A 19907-nucleotide genomic window follows, 5' to 3' on the forward strand; every position below is an offset into this window, starting at 1 on the left:
TAGATCGAGAATCCACAAGTGATTTAGGATTGCTAAAGCAAGACTTCCTATCTATCCCTGCCTCCACTATGACTTCCCTGATACCATATCGCCTCCGCCGTCGTCCCCGAACTGCCCGGCAATATCGAGAAGACTTAGGAGGGGGGGTGATACTGGAAATGGTGCAGATTCCCCGAGGTACATTTCTCATGGGAGCAGCAGAAGGGGAAGAAGAGACTGATAAGGATGAGTTTCCCCAACATTTAGTGAGGATTCCCGAGTTTTTCCTAGGAAAATATCCGGTAACTCAGGGCCAGTGGCGTGCCGTTATCACGGGATTGCCAAAGATTGAGGATGACCTTGACCCTGACCCATCAGAGTTTAAAGGAGAAACCCATCCTATTGAAGCAATCAACTGGTATGAGGCGGTAGAGTTTTGCAAGCGCCTCTCCCAGGCAACCGGACGGAACTATCGGCTCCCCAGTGAAGCAGAATGGGAATATGCCTGCCGTGCGGGAACGACAACGCCGTTTTCCTTTGGAGATATTATAACCACTGATGTGGCCAACTATGATGGTAATTACACTTATGGTCAAAGTCCCAAGGGTGACTATCGTAAACAGACGACCCCTGTAGGAAGTTTTCCCGCCAATGGCTTTGGGCTATATGATATGCACGGCAATATTCGGGAATGGTGTTTCGATCTCTGGCATCGCAATTATGAGGGTGCACCAACTGATGGTTCTCCCTGGAGTAATCAAGATTTAGTCGATAAAGGTACAGAAAAATACCGGCTCCTGCGGGGTGGTTCTTGGTACAACAATCCTCGATACTGTCGTTCTGCGTATCGCAACAGGCTTACCCCTGACTTTCGCAGCAGCAACTTTGGTTTTCGGGTTTGTTGTTCCGTGGCGCGGACTCTATAGCCCTTGGTGCTTTATCTCTGTTGCTCTTTGTTTTCTGTTTCAACCGATTGAAACCATTGTTATTTATAAGCTTTCCGAAGCCAATCACGAGGAGATTGCTCAAATGTTAGGAATTACGGATTTAAAACAAACCCGCTTTTATCAAGAGGCCTTTTTGGAGGGCCGTCAAGAGGCTCAGGAAGAGGAACGACGGCTCCTAATTCGACGGCTGCGCGATCTCAACTACTCCCTAGAAGACATCGCGCAAGTGCTTAATGTATCTGTTGAGGAGGTGCAACGGTTCCTGACGTAAGTGTGACGCGGGGGTGGCCGGCTGGGGGTTGAGACACTCGGTTTCTGCCAGAAACCGAGTGTCTGGGTGAATAGAGTTTCCCCGCCACGCCGCTACAATGAGAGCTGATTGAATTGATTGAAACTCTTGTCGTTTAGAGGCTTCCCAAGGCCAGTCGCGAGGAGATTGCCCAAATGTTTGAAATCACGGATTTGAACAAAATAGCGACGCATTCCCCCAGCTCGCCGAACGGCAGGTGGGGGTCAAGGAGCCGCCGAGCTGACAAGCCTTGGGGTATCATACCGTTATGGCACAAACCACATCAATCATCCGTACAGACCTATGGAATCTTAACCCGACAGCCAGCCAGCGAGTGCTGCTGAGCCAGACGGTTGAGGTCTATCGTCGTGTCTGTCGGCATTTGATGGGAATCCTCTTAACCCATTGGCCGTCTCTAGGAGCATTATCGAGTCAAAAACGGGTTCTAGCCGTCGAGAAACTCATTCACCAAACCGCGAAGAACCCTAACCCCAAATACCGGCAATTTGACCAAACCTTTTACAAATTCCCCAGCTACTACCGAAGGGCCGCCATTGTCTTCGCCGCTGGCCAAGTCAGTAGCTACATGACTCGATATCGGGAATGGCAATCGGGAACTCGTCAACGTCGGGATGCTAAACCTCCAATCCTCAATCCCAACAGTGGTTGTTACCCGACCCTGTATAAGGGTCAATGCTATAAGCTGCATGGCTACAGCCACATCGAAATTAAGGTCTTTAACGGAACCGATTGGGTCTGGACAACTGTTGGGATAACCAGCTTACGAGAACGGCATACCGTAGATAGCAACAAGCTACGGTCACCCGCCCTCATTGTTAATGAGCAGAAACGGGCCTGTCATCTCTCAGTTCCGTTTGAGTGTCATCCACCCCAACGGGAGGGAGAGGGTCGAGTTGTCAGTGTTGACCTGGGTATCAACACCACCGCTACCGTAGCAGTCGTGAATTTTGACGGCACTGTAACCTATCGGGAGTTTATTCACCCAGGGAGAGACATAGACCGTCGGGATAAACGGCTGAAATCGGTATCTAAACGAGCGAGTCAGACCATGGGAAACGGCGGACGTCTCCAGAAAGGGTTCTGTTCTCACACCTACCGCAAATGTGGCCACATCAACCGCCAAATTGGACAGATTGTCTCCAAGCGTATCGTGCAGATTGCCCAACAGTTCAATGCCGATGCCATTGTCTTTGAGAACCTGAAAGGATGGAAGGCTAAGGGGGGGCGCAAACGCTCTAACCTGCGTCAACGCTTTCATGGATGGCTCAAGGGGATGATTCGGGACTTGACGGAGATGAAGTGGCAAGAGATTGGTGGCAAGGTCATTGATATCGTTGCCGCCTATACCTCAAAGCTGTCTTATGACGGCAGTGGAGTGGTGCGGCGCGACTCCAAAAACTATGCTCTGGCTAAATTTTCCTCGGGCAAGCGATACAATGCAGACCTTAATGGGGCGCTTAATATTGCTGCCCGAGGTATTCTTCAGCTCACTCGCCGAAAGGACAGTGAGGAACGTTCGAGCCAACGTTCTCGGCGTTCGCCTAGAAGCTGGGCTTGTTTGTGTGACCTGTGGACTAATAATCTAGTCTCGGGTTAGCACCGACACCCCCATCTCGCCTAAGGCAGGTGGGGTGAGCTTCATACAAACTCGCTTTTATAAAGAGGCCTTTTTGGAAGGTTGGGAAAAAGGTTGGCAAGAAGGTCTGGAAGAGGCCCGCCAAGAAGTCCGTCAAGAGGAACGACGGCTCCTAATTCGACGGATGCGCGATCGCAACCATTCCCCAGAAAACATCGCCCAACTGCTTGATATCTCCGTTGAGGAGGTCCAACGGTTGCTGACGTGACATTAAGGACAATCAGGATGAATGGCCCCGCGATCGCACAAAAACGCCACCGCCTCTCGGTCTAAATTACGCGCTCGACTGAAGTTAACCCCCTCGACAAAACTGAGAGGTTGAGCCTCATCCGAACGAACCACAAACTCACTCTCCTCCTCTGATGCCGCCGCCTCCCAGGTCACTCCCTGAAAATCAGCCCCCGAGACATTCGCCCCCCGTAAATCGGCCCAACTTAAATCACTGCCATGAAAACTGGCATATTCCAAATTGGCACGGCGGAGATTAGCCCCAGATAAATTGGCATCGCGGAAATTGCTGTTACTTAAATTCCCTCGGGAGAAGTCAGCCCCCGCTAAATCCGCTCCCTGCCAATTGGCTTGACTGACATTGGCTGAACTCCAAAGACTGCCCCCAGCCCGAACTTGCGTCAGACTCGCTCCCTGTAAATCAGAATTGGTGAAGTCGGCGGCGTTCAAATCCGCTCCCGTGAAACTGGTTTGACGTAACGACGCTCCCTCCAAATTCGCCCCCACCAGTTGCGCGGAACTGAAATTAGACCCCGTTGCACTGACAAAACGGAGATCGGCATGATTGAAATTCCCCTGCATGAGGTTGCTGCGGTACATCCAAACGTGAGTCAGGGTAGCCCCAGCGAAGTTGCCATAACTCAAATCCGCTCCCGATAGGTCGGCAATCCAATCGTCATAGGTGCCAAACCGTCCATCTTCCCCGGCCCCATAGAACTGACTCCCCTGGAAACTGGCTCGGGTTAAGACGCTGCTGCGAAAGCGAATCCCGGCTAAGTCCACTCCATCTAAGACCAGCGTGAAGGGAACCTCTGTCGCCGCCTGGCCGAGATGGGTGCGGCTGAGGTCGGCGGTGGGGAGTTCGCCGCTGTGGTTGCTGAGGATGGTGGCGATCGCCCGCTGGGTGGCCCGCAGACGACGGGCGAGGAGGGCTTTTTCCTCAGCCGTTCCCCCATATTCTAGGGAATCTAACTGAGTTTTCAGGGATTGGTTGAGCCGACGCAGGTCAACAATAGCGGTTGTACCTCGGGAGGCGATCGCCTGTTGGGTCGCATCAATCAACTCCGGTTCCGTTTCTTGCCCTAATAAGTCCACCAACAAGGATAAGGCCCGGGGATCATTCAAGGTTCCCAGGGCCAAAATGGCATCTCGGCGGCCATCAGCGGCCCCAGCAGCGGGGGTCAGTTTATCCACCAGGGACAAGAACATCTGATTATCCTGTTCCTGAAACTCCCGTGAGTTGGCCTGTTGCTGAATATAAACCTGAGTTCCCACAAAGGTTCCCAACACCGCCGTCAGACAAAACAGCAACACCAACAACAGAGTCGTAGCTGGGTTGCGTAACATCCAAAGCCAGAGACTCCCCCCAGCCCGAGGTTGGGGTTCCGGGTGCGGATAGACGACGATCGCACTGACGGCCTCTCCCTCCACCTGAGTCCAATGGCGATCGCGCTCTAACTCTCCCTGTTGCCAATCTCCATAGGGATTGTCCAGGGCATCCAAAACATAGGTTTGTGCCAATCGGTCATGGAGGGCCCGTCCCTGGCGGTTAAACCGAGAGGCTAAGGCTTCCGCCAAGAGAATCGCCCCAGTCAGTCCTAGCAAGATGCCCAAATCTGGAAAGGCCCCAGTGACGCGCCAGAGTAGCCAAGCACTGCCCCCAAACACGCCCCAGCGGGCGATCGCCTCCCGTAACATAATCTGAACCAGACTCGGCGGCCTCCCCTGACTATCCACCACCTTGACCCCAAACCAGCGTTTCGGGTCTGTTTGTCCGGTTTTAGAGAGTAAATAAATCTGCCAGCCTCCCGCCAACAGAGGCATCACCAGGGCCCCCGTCCAAAACAGATTGGTGAGGGGGGAAACATTGCGATTCGGTTGGCGCACAGGAAGGCTCAGAAGCCGCGCCATACGGTCTTCTGTAGCCGCTAAAACCGGACTCAGGGGAACCGGCTCACCAATCTCCCGTTGCGTGGCGTAAGCACCAAAGCCATAGGGAATCCCGGCACTCCCCACAATGAAGGAGACTTCCACCACAAAGGCGCAGCCCCGACGCACCAGAATCGGGAGTTGTCGCACCGTACTGCGCCACCAGGGTGACAGACGTTGTGGAGTGATAGGAGTCGAAGGGCTTGCCATAGAAGAACCGGATAGATGGCGGGACGGGATAGTTTGCTCTCAATTGTCTCTAACATAGGGTATCAGCGATCGCCCCCAGAATCGGCCGTTGACTCCCCAACGGGAATTGATCGCAGAAACTCAGCACTGGCTTCTGGGAGAGTCGTATTGATATACATCCCACTTCCCAACTCAAAGCCAGCCGTCAGAGACACCCGAGGAATCACCGCCAGATACCAATGGAAATAGTTGGTGCGATGTTCATCGGTGGGAATCGAGCGAATGGTGTAATTGTAGTCAGGATTATTTAACCCGACATAGAGTTTCGCCAAGACGGTGCGTAGGGTTTCTGCTAAATCCTCAATCTCGTCATCTAGGATATCTTCAAAGGAGGAGACATGGCGGCGGGGAAAAATCCAGAGATGGAAGGGGGAGAGGGCAGCATAGGGGATAAAAGCCACGAAATACTTGCTTTCATAGACAATGCGATCGCCCGCCTTGAGTTCTTCTGCTAACGTCCGACAGAAGATACATTCCCCCCAATCATCAAAATAGCGAATCGCCTCCTGAGTCCGTAGCCGCAGTTGATTGGGCACAATGGGGGTGGCTGCAATCTGGGAGTGAGGATGTTCGAGAGAGGTTCCTGCACCTCGTCCATGATTTTTGAAAATGACAATGGTGGAAATCCGAGGATCTTTACGCAGGTAGCGATAGCGTTCCCGATACATCCGCAGCACATCGGCGATATCCGCTAGGGAGAGTAAGGCCAGAGTTACATTATGGCGAGGATGTTCGATGATTACTTCATGAATCCCCACCGCCGTTAGAGATCGATAGATATTGCCCCGCTGTCGCACCACCTCACCATCCGGGGACAGGGCTGGAAACTTGTTTAACACCGCCCGCACCCGCCAACCGCGATCATCCGAGAGAATCGCCGTTTCTACCCCAGTCCGGGCCTCATTCCCGGCACAAAAGGGACAGTCCTCACGATAGGGGGGCAAATCCGCCGGGGCTGGCCGCTGTTGATTAAACTCATCCGGGCGATGGGCGCGATCGGTGGCAATAATCACCCAATCTCGGGTAATGATATTATGGCGCAGCTCATTCATCAGGTTGGTTGAAAAAAGATTCGGCTATAGAATAGGGTGGCACAATTACCCCGTTACCTGTACCCTGAATGCGTCAGATTATCCGTACCGACAACGCCCCGGCTCCCGTAGGTCCCTATAACCAAGCCGTCCTCGCCACAGGCCAACTCCTGTTTGTGGCTGGACAAATCCCTCTCAATGCTCAAGGTGAACTGGTAGCAACTGGGGATATTAAAGGACAAACTCAACAAGTTCTCGAAAATCTTCAGGCAATTTTAACGGCGGCAGGTGCTAGCTTTTCAGATGTGGTCAAAACCACAGTGTTTCTGGCAGACATGAATGAATTTGCAGCGATGAATGAGGTTTATAGTCAGTATTTTGATGAAGCCAATGCCCCCGCTCGGGCGGCGGTAGAAGTGGCACGATTACCGAAAGATGTGCGAGTTGAAATCGAATGTATTGCTATGATTTCTGGTGATTAGGGTCAGCCCATCGTTTGGAAATACAGAGGATATTAGAACAGGATATTAGAACAGATGCCACCTGCTATAATATCCTCCTGTTGGCCATCGACTGGATTAGACCACCATCAACTGGTCTTCTGCCGTTAAGGCATTTTCCAACTGCTCAATAACCGGATTTTTGTCTTGATAGAGCATAATTAAATGGTCTTTGCTACGGGTGATTGCAGTATAGAGTCCAGCCATTTCTTCAAACGCACGGTCTGGGTTTTTATGCTGTCCCAAGACTAAATCAACTCCCGCCAGAATCACCGCATCAAACTCGACTCCCTTGACAGCATTCCAGGAATCGACAATGACATAGGGACGATTGACGACATTACCACTGCGCTCTTGAGAACTTTTGGGAGCATTATGGTTGACCTCTAGCTTGGCGAGTTCCTCACTTATCTTAACCCTCAGTTCGCGGGAGTTTCTATGAGTTAAAATGCCGATAGATGATTCGGGACAGCCCTCTAAGGCCTGCTTAACCTGTTTAGCAATTTCTTCAGGCATATCGGAGAAATTCATCTGAATCAAGCTGGGGCTAAGTCCGGAACTGCGATCGCCCTTTTTCTTAGGTTCAATGACTCGGTCAATGGGAGGGCTATTTTCACGCTTATCCGATTTCAATCCCACATTTTCTAGGGCTGGTTGAATAAAATGCCAACTTAACTCTAAAATTTCTGGAGAATTGCGATAGTTGACATCAAAAATCTGCGATCGCCCCACCACATCAATTCCCAACTGTTTCCACGTCCAACCACTATTACGACGATGGGACTGGCCATAAACGGACTGAGTATTGTCATAGACAAAAAACAAGGAATTGGTATCCGGGTTCAACACTCCCAACAAGGTTTGAAACCACTCATCATAAAAATCCTGTGCTTCATCAATTAAAATAGCATCATAACTTAGGTTAGAGTCCTGTGCTTTTTTAATTAACTGCTTTCGAGATTCCTTCTCTTTATCATCTCGATACTTATAGTCAAAATGACGAGCACTCCAGCCATGAAATGTTCCACATTCAACGTGACATCCTTGTTTTTTAAGACTTGATTCCAGCCAGAAGCGCATGAAGCGATTGTAAGATAAAACTAAAACTGAGTTTAAGTCCTGCTCCAAAACCTTACTCACCCGATCCCTCAACACCAAGGATTTTCCTGACCCAACCGCCCCCCGGACTAGACTATGACCATTGGGACTAAAGTTACGTGCTTGAGTTTGTTCCTCATCTAACTGTTCTTCCTGTAACCGTTGATTTAGGGTTTGCTGAAAATCAATCCATTGCATAACTGAATCCCCAAAATCGTAGATGCTCTATGAAATTGCCCAGATCCTAGCCTAAAAAATTAGGGGGGGCAATGTTGAGGGAGTGCTCTTAAAAAAACGTTAACAACTGTCTTCGGATCAGGCGGCACCGTCCCCAGAGCGTGTCAGGGCAAAGCACAGACATCTGTAGGGGCGAACGGCCGTTCGCCCTTCCCCAGTGTCGAGTGTATGACTTCCCCTCCAGGGAGGGGTGCCCGTAGGGCGGGGTGGGTCCTCCAGGGAGGGGTGCCCGTAGGGCGGGGTGGGTCCTCCAGTAGTCTGGCCAGACTGTGCCAGTTACCCAAAGCGACCGTGGCGGGCGATCGCCCAAACTCCTCCTTGCGCTATACTCCAGGGTTTAATCATTGTAATTCGCAAAACCAGCTTTCCCGGCTCTTCAGCGGCTAGTCATAACAGATCATTGTTCATTTTCATTCCCCTCGAAACTCCCATGTTGCACCGTTTCTCTGTTATCTCTCTCGTTCTCACCCCCCTGCTGGCCCTAACCGTCAGCCCTGTCTCCCAAGCCACCCCTCCTCGGCAAGCTGATAGACAAGAAACCTGTGACCTCCTCGTCGCTGGGGGGGGACTCTCGGGAACTGCTGCCGCCTATGAAGCCCTGCACTTGGGGAAAACCGTTTGTTTGACGGAAATCACCGACTGGGTGGGAGGGCAAATCTCCGCTCAAGGAACCTCTGCCCTCGATGAACGAGATACCCAGCGGCAACGGTTATTTTTCCCCCGAGGTTATCTGGCTCTACGCTCGGCGATTAAGGAGCATTATGGCATCCTGAATCCCGGCGGGTGTTGGGTGAGTGAGTCTTGTTTTATGCCCTACGACGGCCATGAACTTCTATTTGAATTACTCGAAGATGCCGCCAAACAGGGACGGGGAACGTTGCATTGGTTCCCCAATACGGTGATTAAGGAGGTCGCCTATAACCCTGAAGGGAATCAGATTACCTCCGCCATTGCCATTCAGCATCAACCCCAAGCCGATGCCCCTCCCATCAATACTCTGCCCCTGTCAGCCACCATCGAAGATGCGTTCAGCTATGAAGACTCAGATCTCTTTGAGAAAACGATTATCGAGTTTCGCCCGAAATCCCCTGATAGCAACCGCAATTCCCCCGATTGGTATGTGATTGATGCCACGGAAACAGGGGAGTTGATTGGCTTAACCGATGTTCCCTACCGTCTCGGGATTGACCCCCGTTCATTCCTCGAACCCACCTCATCGAGTGATACCAACGACCCCTACTGCACCCAAGGCTTCACCTATACCTTCGCCATGGAAGCCACGGAAGAGCCTCAGGAGCATAACGTTCCTGACTTTTATGAACAATATGAACCCTATTACAGCTATGAACTAGAACGGCTGGCGAACTTTACCCTGGTGTTTACCTATCGCCAAATCCATAGCATGAAGCCGGAGGAACCCCGTCCGGGGAATGTGCGGGACTTCCCCATCTATCCGGGGGATATTTCCATGCAGAACTGGACCTGGGGCAATGACTACCGTCCGGGAACCGCTGAGGATAATCTCATTTATACCCGCCAACAACTTCGGGAGCGGGGGCAGTTAGATCCCGGCGGCTGGTTGGGGGGCTTACGTACGGAAACCCTACGCCGGGGTGAAGAGAATGCCATTGGTTATTTCTATTGGCTAGTGCAGGGAACCACGGATTCTCAACTGGGAGAAGGGGTGAAGGAACCTCATCCCAATCATCGCTATTTGAGTGGTTTCGATTCCCCCATGGGAACGGCCCATGGTCTCTCGAAATATCCTTATATGCGGGAGGGACGGCGGATTATTGGTCGCCCTGGTTTTGCCCATCCCGATGGCTTTACCGTCTGGGAAGTGGATATTACGATGGCGAATTTTGAGGATGAGTTTTATGAAAATACTCTGACTCCGGCAGCGTTACGCCATTTGTGGGCGGTGTTGTCAGGGTTGGATGCGGCGGGGATTGCCTCTCGGGAACTGTCTCGGCAGGATGTGACCCGGCGATCGCGGGCCACCCTCTTTCCCGATACGGTGGGCATTGGTCATTATGCGATCGATTTCCATCCCTGTATGGCCTTTAGCCCCCCGGAAGCCCCTGGAAACTATGAGCGGCCCGGGGAACGACGGGGCCAAGGACGGGCGTTTCCCTTCCAAATTCCTCTACGGGCCCTGATTCCGCAACGCTTGGATAATCTCCTAGTGGCGGGCAAGAGTATCGCCACCAGTCATATTGCAGCGGCGGCCTATCGGGTTCACTCCTTTGAATGGTCTGCCGGCGCTGCGGCGGGAACAACGGCGATGTTTGCCCTGGAGCATGATCTAGCCCCCTATGAGTTGGTGGATAATCTCCCGTCCCCTGAACCGAAGTTAGAAGCCCTACAACGGCAACTCTCGGACAATGGCAATCCGGTGATGTTCCCGGACACGTCAATTTTTAATAACACGTGGGACCAGTGGCGTTGATAGACTGGATATCTGAATAGTTCTTCAGTTTTTCATTATGAGTTCCGCCTCCTGTTGTGGCTGTGAGAGTTCCCCGAGTCTTACTTCTGGGGACTCGTCACCGGAATTTCCCTGGGCAGAGTTTCGCCTCTTGGGAGTCGTCATTGTCTGGTTTGGGGTGGGCCTGGTCCTCTCGCTACGGGAGATGTTGCCCCTCTGGGGGGAATGGCTGTGGTTTATTCCCGCTTATCTCTGGGTGGGTTGGGGCGTGCTGACGACAGCGGGCCGGCGACTCCTCAAGGGACGGGCCCTCGATGAGAATTTCTTGATGACAATCGCCACTCTGGGGGCGATCGCCATTGGGGAATTGCCCGAGGCTCTGGCGGTGATGCTGTTCTACCGCTTGGGAGAAGCTATCCAGGATGTGGCAGTCGATCGCTCCCGCGATTCGATTCGGGCCCTGTTGGAAATTCGCCCGGATATCGCCAACCTGAAAACTCCCGATGGCCTAGAACCCGTCCCGCCGGAGTCGGTGGCGGTGGGGGCAGAAATTCTCATTAAGCCGGGTGAGCGGGTTCCCTTGGATGGGGACGTTCTTTCCGGGGAGAGTTATCTGGATACCTCCGCCTTAACGGGGGAATCCGTCCCTCGTTCGGTGAAACCCGGAGAGGGGGTGTTGGCAGGGTCAATTAACCAAACGGGGGCGTTGACGGTGCGGGTGACTCGTCCCTTTGAGGAGTCTTCTCTAGTGCGGATTCTGGAGTTGGTGGAACAGGCCCGTCAGCAGAAAGCCCCGACGGAGAAGTTTATTAGCCGTTTTGCCCGTCGCTATACGCCGATTGTGGTGGCCCTGGCCCTGGCGATCGCCCTGATTCATTATTAGCCGTTTTGCCCGTCGCTATACGCCGATTGTGGTGGCCCTGGCCCTGGCGATCGCCCTGATTCTTCCCCTATTTGTTGGCGATTTCGCGGACTGGGGTTATCGGGCCTTGGTGTTGTTGGTGATCTCCTGTCCCTGTAGTTTGGTGGTGAGTATTCCCTTGAGTTATTTCGCGGCCATTGGTGGGGCGGCCAAACAGGGAATTTTGCTGAAAGGCTCGGTGTTTCTCGATCGCCTCACGGATGTCTCAACTCTGGTCTTTGATAAAACGGGAACTCTCACTGAGGGCTGTTTTGAGGTAACCCAGGCTCAGGCCAACCCACCCTGGGATGAGGAGACTCTACTCCATTACAGTGCGATCGCCGAGTCCCAATCCACCCACCCCATCGCCCAATCTATCGTCCGCGCCTGGACAGGCCCCCTTGACTCCCCTCTCTTGCAGGGGGTGCAGGAATATCCCGGCAAGGGCTTACGGGCAACTTTGATAAATTCCCGAATATGTGAAATAGCCATTGGCAATGAACGGCTTTTTCAAGAATTGGGGTTTGCCCCCTTGCCCGAGTCTCCAAGCCTCGGAACTCGGGTTAGGGTGGCCTTTGATGGGCAAGATGCGGGAACTCTTGAGGTGGCCGATCGCCTGCGAGGGGATGCCCCAGAAGCGATTCAGGCGTTGCGATCGCAGGGCATTGGGCATCTGGTGATGCTGACCGGAGACAGTCAGGCGGTGGGCCAAGCGGTGGGCGATCGCCTGTCCCTCGATGAGGTATACAGCGAACTCCTACCAGAAGACAAGGCCAGTCTCCTAGAGCGATGGCTGGGCGCTCCAGGACGGCGAGGGGCGGTGGTTTTCGTAGGGGATGGCATTAATGACGCGCCCGCTCTCGCTCTGGCGGATGTAGGGGTGGCTATGGGGGGGTTAGGCTCAGATGCTGCGATTGAAACAGCAGATGTGGTGCTTATGGAAGATTCCCTGGCCAAGTTGGTGCAGGCGATCGCCCTCTCACAACGCAGTCGCCGCATTGTCTGGCAAAATATCAGCCTCGCCTTCACGGTCAAGGCCCTGGTGATTGTCCTCGGAACGTTCGGCATTGCGGGACTCTGGGAAGCGGTGATTGCTGATGTCGGTGTGGCCCTAGTGGCGGTAGCCAATGCAACCCGAGGGATACGGGGGTAAAGAGGAGAGAGGGTACGCCCCTACGTTGTTTCTGTTCCCTGTTCCCTGTTCCCTATTCCCTGTTCCCTCCCATAGCCACCGGCTTAGCATTCCCCCCAACTTGCTGCACAAAGAACTCTTCGAGGCTGCGACGGGAGGAGTTGAGGCGTAGGAGTTTGCCGCCGAGGAGGTTTAGGCTGGCGAGAAAATCGGGTAACTCTCCTTGTAGGGTTCCTTGCCAGTCTCCCTCATCAAATTCTAGGTCTGGGAGCCATTTTTGTAGAACTTCAGCCGTGCCACCATGACCATAGACACGATAGCGATCGCCAGTTCCTAGGAGTTCATCCGGGGACCCACTACAGAGGAGTTCTCCTTTGGAGAGGATGGCCACGCGATCGCAGATTAATTCCACATCGGACAGGATATGGCTGTTAAAGAAGATGGTTTTTCCTTGGGATTTCAAGGCCAGGATGATTTCCCGCATTTGATAGCGACCTAGGGGATCAAGACCTGACATGGGTTCATCGAGACAGACCACCTCAGGATTGCCAACCAGGGCCTGGGCCATGCCAACTCGTTGTAACATCCCTTTGGAATATTGCCGTAGGGGTTTGCGGCGGGCTGTGTTTTGGGCGATTCCCACCCAGTCCAGGAGTTCGGCAATGCGGCGGGAGCGATCGGGTTCCCGGAGATTAAACAATCCCGCTATGAAGGCGAGAAATTCCCAGGCGGTGAGACTGTCGTAGAAATAGGGATTTTCGGGGAGATAGCCCACAAATTGCCGCACGGCGCGATCGCCCAGGGGACGACCCAATAGGGTTCCACGGCCAGAAGTGGGACGGACGATTCCTAATAAAATTTTCAGTAGGGTGGTTTTGCCAGCACCGTTGGGCCCCAGTAAGCCAAAGGTTTCTCCCTGTGAAACACTCAGAGAACAACGTTTGAGGGAGGTCACCGTTTGGTTAAGCCAAAAACCTGTGCGATAGCTTTTGGTCAAATCCACCGTTTCAACAACAAATGGAGGCATAGGGAATAGGGAACAGGGAACAGGGGGGAGAAGGCAGTAGGCAGTAGGCAGTAGGGAGAAGAAGGCAATAGGCAATAGGCAATAGGCAATAGGCACGGGGGGACACGTCTCTTAATTCGGATTGTAGGACATTCGTACGACAAAAGGGGAGCCATCTGGCCCCCCCTTTGTTTCCTCACACACAATCACTCCGCCCCAAATCATTTATGTTTGGGGGCTTCTTTGCTTACCGAGGTAAGAAAGCCATGGGGTCTGTGGGACCCTGGCCAGGACGGTGGATCTCGAAATGAACGTGGGGACCGGTGCTGAAGCCGGTGCTGCCCATTTCGGCGATTTGTTGTCCTTGGACAACTTCTTCCCCTTCACTCACCAAATTACGATGGTTATGAGCATAGAGGGTTAAGCTGCCGTCGGGGTGGGTGATTTCCACCAAGTTACCGTAGCCACCGGAGTTCCAACGAGAATAGGTGACTGTTCCTGGTGCAGCAGCAACAATGGGAGTTCCCACTGGCCCTGCCACGTCGATGCCTCGGTGCATCCGGCCCCAACGCCAGCCATAACCGGAGGTAAAGACCCCTTGAGCAGGCCAGATATAGCCGTCAAAGGCTTCTTGGCGCTGTTCGGGTTTGGGGAGATAGGCGCCAGATGAGGGCAAACCGGGCAGCTCCGGGGAGACGGAACGGGGTTCCATCATGGGAGCGTAGTTCTGAGACCCGAGAGGGGCGACAGCAACCCGATCGTCGTCAGCCGTTGCTGATGTGGCGACATTAGCACTGGCGAGGTCGGACTCGGAGGAGGCACGGGCCTCGTCCTCTTCGCGCTCAGAACGACGAGCTAAGGCAATCTGATCGCGATCAAATTCTGGGTTGCTGTGTTCGCGGACTACGCCAAGACTGCGATCGCTGGCATCTACATGAGTTGTAGACTCAGTCGTTGAACTGGGTTCAGGGCTGGGCCCTGGGCGGGATCTGCGAACATCGTTACGACGAACCCGATCTCTCAGACGAGCAATGTCAGCGGTGAGCGTTTCACTCACTGGGGGCATCGCCATCTCGGAAGGCTCAACCTCGGCAATATCTGTTGCTAGCTCCTCGGCTGTGGCAACTTCAAGAGTTTTGGGGTCGGCGGCTGCGATGACCGGGGTCTCGTCAATTTCAGCAGCAATCTCTGGGACGCCGGCAATTTCCGGGACTGCCTCAATTTCTGGAACGTCTGAGGCGGCTTCGAGATTGCTAGTCCGCTCGTCGTCCAGAGTGGACAGGGCCACCTCTAAGGGGTCGTCCTCAACGGTGGCTGAATTGACATCCAAGCGTTGTTTTTTGCCGGGAACTGACGCCAGGCTGCGGTCTTGACCGAAGACTTCAACGGGAGCAGAACGACGGGCAATCCGTTTGGGAATCTCTAAACGTTGTCCTGCTGTGATTTGGTTAGGGTCATCGAGACCATTCACCCGAGCAATTTCCTCAATGGTAGTCTGATGTTGATTTGCCAGACTAATTAAGGTTTCTCCTTGACGAACTTCATGAGGTTCAAGAGTTTCAAGGACTTGGCTTTCACGTTCTAGGAAAGAACGGTTTAGACGAATGTCCGACTCGGCAGCGGAGAGGTTGGTGTTCTGGGAGTCGTCGCTGCTGGCTGCTGCGAGAGGTTCGTCAAGGTCGAGATCGCTCTCAGCCAAGGATTCGGCTGGGTCAGGAGACCCTAAAACCGGCGTAACGTCAAGGGATGATCCGGGGGTAACGCGGCGGGTCAGTCCATCGGGTAAAAACAGCTCTGAGGATTGCTCAGAGGGGTCCACCAAGCTCAGTTTTTCGTCGTCTAATGTGGTGGAGCTGGCGACCTTGGAAGGGGTGTCGTTTGATTGAGAGTCTGAAATGGAGCTAGGAATACTGCTGATCGAAGTCTCAGCGGTCAGGTCGTCGTTGGCATGAGCTTTTGTAGAGGGAGCAACCTGAGCCAGTTGGGCTTCTGTGTCCTCGTCCTCGATAACTGTTGCCCGGGGAGAAGAGTCGGGGGCAATGATTTCACGAGGGGGATAGGCCATCGTATCGGTGACGGGGATTCTGAGAACTTCACCGATTTCTAGAGGGGTTTCAATGGAGGGTAATCCGTTCGCTGTAGCGATGGAAGCAGGAGTGACCTCGTAGGCGTTGGCAATCCGCCAGAGAGTGTGACCACTCTGCACAACATGAGTCACATGCTCTTGAACCGGCTCCTGAGCAACTGGGGCCTTGGCTTCCGGCTCTACATAGGGCTGTGCATAGGATGTTGCAGAGGGGACGGCAGGGGTGTCGATCGCTTTGAGTTCCTCCTCGGGCATGACCGCCGTCTTGTCGAGGGTCGGTGGCATTAAGGCAGGAGCTGGTTTAACGACCGGCTCAGCAGCAACAGCTGTGTCTTCTGCCAGACCGAGAGCCGAGGCTCCCATGGAAAGGGCAAGACCAAGGACAGCGGCTGAGGTTCGAACCCGCCGATGCTGTTCCGGTAAGGTAGCGCGGAACATATCAGAGCCTAAAGGAGCCTGAAGCTCACTTAAGGAAGCGGGGGGGTTGTGATGTGGGAACGCTCGTTTCAAGAACGACCTCCTAGACAATAAGCGTGTGAGTTACAGTCGGTCGGGGGTGCGACCTTGGAGACCAACCAGTGATTAATATCACGTTGAATTTGCGATTTGAGTCACTGACGGCAGAGATGCTTAGGACAGATTACCCCGATTTGTCACTTTACACAAGGTTACAAAGCTGTAAACCTTGTCTAGACTTGATTTGAGCTGTTAGACTGACCAATTTCAAGTTGGTTTAACCTCGCGGTAGCGCGATGGGTTGAGCGGCATACGTCTAAGTTTGCTCAAGGATCGGATGTCCTTTGACCCACAAGATGACGTATTAAAGCGTATCGACGAAACTTTAAGCTGAATTAGGGTAAAACGGCAACTGGTTGGTTGGTGGCCCCTCGGGGTTGATCTTCGGAAATTCTTTAGATTTCTTCTAAATGTGAAAGTCTTCAACCTGTCCTCAATCGGGACTTTCAGCAACTCGTCTGTGTAAATATACGCAGGAGGATTTGAAATAGCCCGCTAGGGAGGACTATTTCGGATTAACAATAGAAATTTCTTATCATTGCCTAAATGATGGGATCGCCCACTATCTGGGGGATTGGCCCCGCTGGGGGGTTCCCCCTCATTGGTCTTGAAGTTGGCCGATCTGACGTAGACATTCAAAAAGCCCTAAAGCAGCACTGACAGAGAGATTCAGGCTACGAACACGGGGTTCAAACATGGGAATGTGAACGGTCTCTTCACATTCTGAGAGGGTCTCTTGGGAGAGTCCTTCGGTTTCACTACCAAACAGTAGCCAATCATCGGCGCGAAATGTAAACTCAGTATGATTACAACGGCCACGAGTGCTAAACCCAATCCAACGACCGGATTGACTGCGGCTCTGGCTGCGGAATTTCGCTAGAGACTCATGAAGTGTCCAGTTGACGTACTGCCAATAATCGAGGCCGGCCCGCTTGAGATAGCGATCGCTCATCTCAAAGCCTAACGGGGCCACAAGATGAAGTGGGGTGCGGGTGGCGGCACAGGTACGGGCAATGTTGCCGGTATTGGGGGGGATTTGGGGGGTAACGAGAACGACTTGAGGCACAGCGCAGTTAGGATGAGTGTTTAAGGCGTTAAACCGTCTTTTTAGCAATTTTAGGGCATATCTTGCTGATTTATGCCCTAAACACGTCTCAGTAGTCTTGAGGGAATGAGGGGCAAGGTTCGGTTTTCCACATCTCCCCATCGATAGGTTTTGCTAATCGTAAATTCTTCGAGAGAGAAATTTATGATTTAGCCAGGTCAAAGATGGGGTGATCAGGCTGCCATGAAGCTACATAACTTGTCTTCTAGCTCTTGTTCGCGAGCGATCGCCCCCTCAATCTCCCGCATAATCTGCTCACGAGGGGATGATCCCCGTTCGCAGGCCCGTCGCCATTGCTGGGCCGGGTTCCCTTCGCGCAAAATCCGCTGAACGGGGGAGAGGAAGCAACGAATTCCCTTCGATTTGGCAAGAGGCAGAATCTCAGCATATAACTCCTCGATCCAATCCCGCGCTCGAATTTCTCGCCCATCCTGCCAATGGCGTAACGTCGCGTCGAGGCTATCTTTGGCGGCAGCTTGCTCGTTGGCCATGGTTAGGGCCAGTAAGTCCTCACTGCGGTGGCTGGCCGGGAGGGTACTGCGTTCTAAGGGGTCGAGACTGGGATCGATGAGGGTTTGCCAGATTCGCGCCTCTAGGAAGGCCATAACTGCTAGCAGGTCGATGGGATCAACAATGAGGTCGCAAATCCGCAGTTCCAGGCGGTTGAGGTTATAGGGACGGCGATCGCCATTGGGACGCACGGAAATCCAGAGATGACGGACATTCTGCATGGTTCCCAGGTTCAACTGCTCTTGAGTCCAATTGATAAAGTGACTATGACTTTCAAATAGGGGAACCGTTTGCGGAACCTGGGGAAAGACAGACCAGCGAGTGGAGTCGTAGCCAGTGAGTTCCAAATAGGGGAACCGTTTGCGGAACCTGGGGAAAGACAGACCAGCGAGTGGAGTCGTAGCCAGTGAGTTCCCCGTCGAGGAATGGAGACGACGCACTCAGGGCCAGATAGAGGGGTGCTTCGACGCGAATCAGCCGCGCGGACGTCGAGGAATGGAGACGACGCACTCAGGGCCAGATAGAGGGGTGCTTCGACGCGAATCAGCCGCGCGGCCCGCATCAAGGCTTCCGGGTCACTAATGCCGACATTGATATGAACGCTGGCGGTGACAACTTTGGACCCGTAGGACTGCTCAATATAGTCATGATAGGGATTACCGGGGTCGGAGCGGAAGAAGCGGCGACTATCTCCGAGGGAGAGGGTACTTCCTGGAATGAGGGTGTAATCGCCGAGGGTTTTGAGATAGTGACGCAACTGTTGTCGAGGTCGCACTAAATCACAGAGTAAAATGTCATAGTCGCAAAAGGGAGCCGTTGTATACTCTACATTGCGCGAGTCTGGTTCTCGGGAGAAGCGATCGAGATCCGCCACAATACGATCAGACAATCCCACAATGTCACCGTTGGGCGTTCCGGTGTACATTTCTACTTCAAAACCTTTGGATAAGAGCATGTGTTGTTCTGCCTGAAACGGGTGCGGGATTTAATGTCAATCAATGGCGATCGCCCAGAAACGAGCTACTCACCGAGGATTGAGCTTATTAGCATTTTATCAAAGATGGCGGCGACGGAGTTCAAGCTTCCCTGAGATTCTGCCTGGCTTGGGCTTGGCTCTTGGGGTACACTGATCCCATGCTCTGAGTCCCCGAAGGACAAGCCCCTTGTCAGGTTTTAGGTTATGGAAACAAAAGAACTCAAACTACTGCTTCAGTTACTTGGCTGTCCTGACTATCGGGGCAAAGTGGGAGAGATTAAGCCCACCAGTGGTACAAAGGTCAGTGAAACCCAACGATTTTGTCGCAAATTAGCCGATCGCGAGTTGGTAACCCTCCACGAAGAAATTAAGAAATTCAAAATTAGTCCAGCGGGGAAAACACTCCTCAAGGCAGATATTGAAAACCTCCCCTTATCTGAGGCGGAATTAAAGGTGTTACAGGTGGCTGCCAAAGGACCCTCAACCCCTGGAGATACGAAACTTCCCGCCGCTAAACGTCAGCCGCTTCTCCTGGATTTATGCGATCGCGGCTTCCTGAATGCGATCGAACGAAAAATTGTTGAAGTCAGTCTTTCCGCACGGGGCAAAGAATTTCTCCGCGATGATTATTTTGATGCCAATGCACGGCGCAATCTACAACTTAACGCCCAACTCTTAACCAACTATATCCAATTCATGCGGACTTGCATCGGCTCAGTCCCTCCCACAACTCCCACCCCAACCCCTGAACCCTCCGCCAGTCCAGCCACCCCACCCCCTTCCCCACAAGCCAAACCCAGCGATAGCGAACTGATCGAGATTATCCACAAGATTGATTCTCGACTTCCCACGAATAACTACACACCCATTTATCACCTTCGCGCCGAAGTTCAGCCCCCCATGACTCGCGATGAACTCGATCAGGCTCTATTCCGCCTCATTGAAGACGACAAAATTCAACTTAGTTCTCTCCAAGATGGAATGAGCTATAACGACGAACAATTGGCAGCGGGAATTCCTCAGGAATTTAGTAGTCCTTTGTTTTTTATTATTGTCAACTAAATAATTCCCTTGTGGAGATTATTTGGTAAACCATCCTATCT

General features: G+C 52.9%; 18 protein-coding genes and 1 pseudogene. 10 read left to right on the top strand and 9 right to left on the bottom strand.

Features of this window, described 5'->3' with window-relative positions; genetic code table 11:
• Positions 1-68 precede the first annotated feature (68 nt).
• The 4 genes from L855_RS08095 to L855_RS08110 all read left to right on the top strand — a co-directional run bounded on the left by L855_RS08095 (position 69) and on the right by L855_RS08110 (position 3080).
• Complete coding sequence (locus L855_RS08095) at positions 69-905, top strand: formylglycine-generating enzyme family protein (RefSeq protein ID WP_343039247.1); 837 nt, start codon at positions 69-71, stop codon at positions 903-905.
• Positions 906-1008: 103 nt separating this feature from the next.
• Entirely contained in the window at positions 1009-1197 is a 189-nt protein-coding gene (locus tag L855_RS08100; protein WP_159786553.1) for a hypothetical protein, read from the top strand.
• 286 nt (positions 1198-1483) lie between these two features.
• On the top strand, positions 1484-2833 hold the full coding sequence (locus L855_RS08105) for an IS200/IS605 family accessory protein TnpB-related protein (RefSeq protein ID WP_192925012.1): 1350 nt from the start codon (positions 1484-1486) through the stop codon (positions 2831-2833).
• Between the two features lie 34 nt (positions 2834-2867).
• Positions 2868-3080, top strand: a complete 213-nt coding sequence (locus L855_RS08110) for an RpnC/YadD family protein (protein WP_159786556.1) — start codon at positions 2868-2870, stop codon at positions 3078-3080.
• A gap of 2 nt (positions 3081-3082) precedes the next feature.
• Here L855_RS08110 and L855_RS08115 read toward each other — a convergent pair whose 3' ends face one another.
• Together L855_RS08115 and galT are read right to left on the bottom strand one after the other, a co-directional pair.
• Positions 3083-5239, bottom strand: a complete 2157-nt coding sequence (locus L855_RS08115) for a pentapeptide repeat-containing protein (RefSeq protein WP_159786559.1) — start codon at positions 5237-5239, stop codon at positions 3083-3085.
• 62 nt (positions 5240-5301) lie between these two features.
• On the bottom strand, positions 5302-6330 hold the full coding sequence (galT, locus tag L855_RS08120; RefSeq protein ID WP_159786562.1) for a galactose-1-phosphate uridylyltransferase: 1029 nt from the start codon (positions 6328-6330) through the stop codon (positions 5302-5304).
• Positions 6331-6398: 68 nt separating this feature from the next.
• On the opposite strand from galT, the gene L855_RS08125 reads away from it, so the two are divergent.
• Positions 6399-6791: a RidA family protein gene (locus L855_RS08125; protein WP_159786565.1), complete on the top strand. Its 393-nt coding sequence runs from the start codon at positions 6399-6401 to the stop codon at positions 6789-6791.
• Between the two features lie 96 nt (positions 6792-6887).
• Here L855_RS08125 and L855_RS08130 read toward each other — a convergent pair whose 3' ends face one another.
• On the bottom strand, positions 6888-8105 hold the full coding sequence (locus L855_RS08130; protein WP_159786568.1) for an AAA family ATPase: 1218 nt from the start codon (positions 8103-8105) through the stop codon (positions 6888-6890).
• A gap of 469 nt (positions 8106-8574) precedes the next feature.
• Here L855_RS08130 and L855_RS08135 point away from each other — a divergent pair, with 469 nt between their 5' ends.
• From L855_RS08135 to L855_RS08145, 3 genes are read left to right on the top strand one after another with little or no spacing between them, the layout of a single operon-like run.
• Positions 8575-10593, top strand: coding sequence for an FAD-dependent oxidoreductase (locus L855_RS08135; RefSeq protein WP_159786571.1), 2019 nt, complete (start codon positions 8575-8577; stop codon positions 10591-10593).
• Positions 10594-10630: 37 nt separating this feature from the next.
• Complete coding sequence (locus tag L855_RS22185) at positions 10631-11455, top strand: P-type ATPase actuator domain-containing protein (protein WP_159786574.1); 825 nt, start codon at positions 10631-10633, stop codon at positions 11453-11455.
• A 28-nt stretch (positions 11456-11483) separates the two neighbouring features.
• Positions 11484-12626, top strand: coding sequence for a heavy metal translocating P-type ATPase (locus L855_RS08145; RefSeq protein WP_159786577.1), 1143 nt, complete (start codon positions 11484-11486; stop codon positions 12624-12626).
• 52 nt (positions 12627-12678) lie between these two features.
• On the opposite strand, the gene L855_RS08150 is transcribed toward L855_RS08145, so the two are convergent.
• The 6 genes and pseudogenes from L855_RS08150 to gshA (L855_RS22775) all read right to left on the bottom strand — a co-directional run.
• A complete protein-coding gene (locus L855_RS08150) occupies positions 12679-13632 on the bottom strand; it encodes an ABC transporter ATP-binding protein (RefSeq protein ID WP_159786580.1) in 954 nt (317 codons plus the stop codon).
• Between the two features lie 226 nt (positions 13633-13858).
• A complete protein-coding gene (locus L855_RS08155; RefSeq protein ID WP_159786582.1) occupies positions 13859-16207 on the bottom strand; it encodes a peptidoglycan DD-metalloendopeptidase family protein in 2349 nt (782 codons plus the stop codon).
• A gap of 604 nt (positions 16208-16811) precedes the next feature.
• Entirely contained in the window at positions 16812-17279 is a 468-nt protein-coding gene (locus L855_RS08160) for a tRNA (cytidine(34)-2'-O)-methyltransferase (protein WP_159786584.1), read from the bottom strand.
• 212 nt (positions 17280-17491) lie between these two features.
• Entirely contained in the window at positions 17492-18175 is a 684-nt protein-coding gene (gene gshA / locus L855_RS22765) for a glutamate--cysteine ligase (protein WP_425500563.1), read from the bottom strand.
• A complete protein-coding gene (locus L855_RS22770) occupies positions 18102-18338 on the bottom strand; it encodes a glutamate-cysteine ligase family protein (RefSeq protein ID WP_425500602.1) in 237 nt (78 codons plus the stop codon). The genes gshA (L855_RS22765) and L855_RS22770 overlap by 74 nt, the downstream gene beginning before the upstream one ends.
• Positions 18316-18783 (bottom strand): annotated as a pseudogene (gshA, locus tag L855_RS22775) (glutamate--cysteine ligase); the annotation flags it as partial. The gene L855_RS22770 and the pseudogene gshA (L855_RS22775), both read right to left, overlap by 23 nt.
• Between gshA (L855_RS22775) and L855_RS22190 the strand changes: the two are divergent.
• On the top strand, positions 18784-18918 hold the full coding sequence (locus L855_RS22190; protein WP_281349487.1) for a hypothetical protein: 135 nt from the start codon (positions 18784-18786) through the stop codon (positions 18916-18918).
• A 90-nt stretch (positions 18919-19008) separates the two neighbouring features.
• The gene (locus tag L855_RS08170; RefSeq protein WP_159786586.1) at positions 19009-19866 is read left to right on the top strand and encodes a hypothetical protein; all 858 of its coding nucleotides are present in this window, start codon (positions 19009-19011) and stop codon (positions 19864-19866) included.
• Positions 19867-19907: the final 41 nt, after the last annotated feature.

The organism is Sodalinema gerasimenkoae IPPAS B-353 (assembly GCF_009846485.1).
Taxonomy (GTDB): domain Bacteria; phylum Cyanobacteriota; class Cyanobacteriia; order Cyanobacteriales; family Geitlerinemataceae; genus Sodalinema; species Sodalinema gerasimenkoae.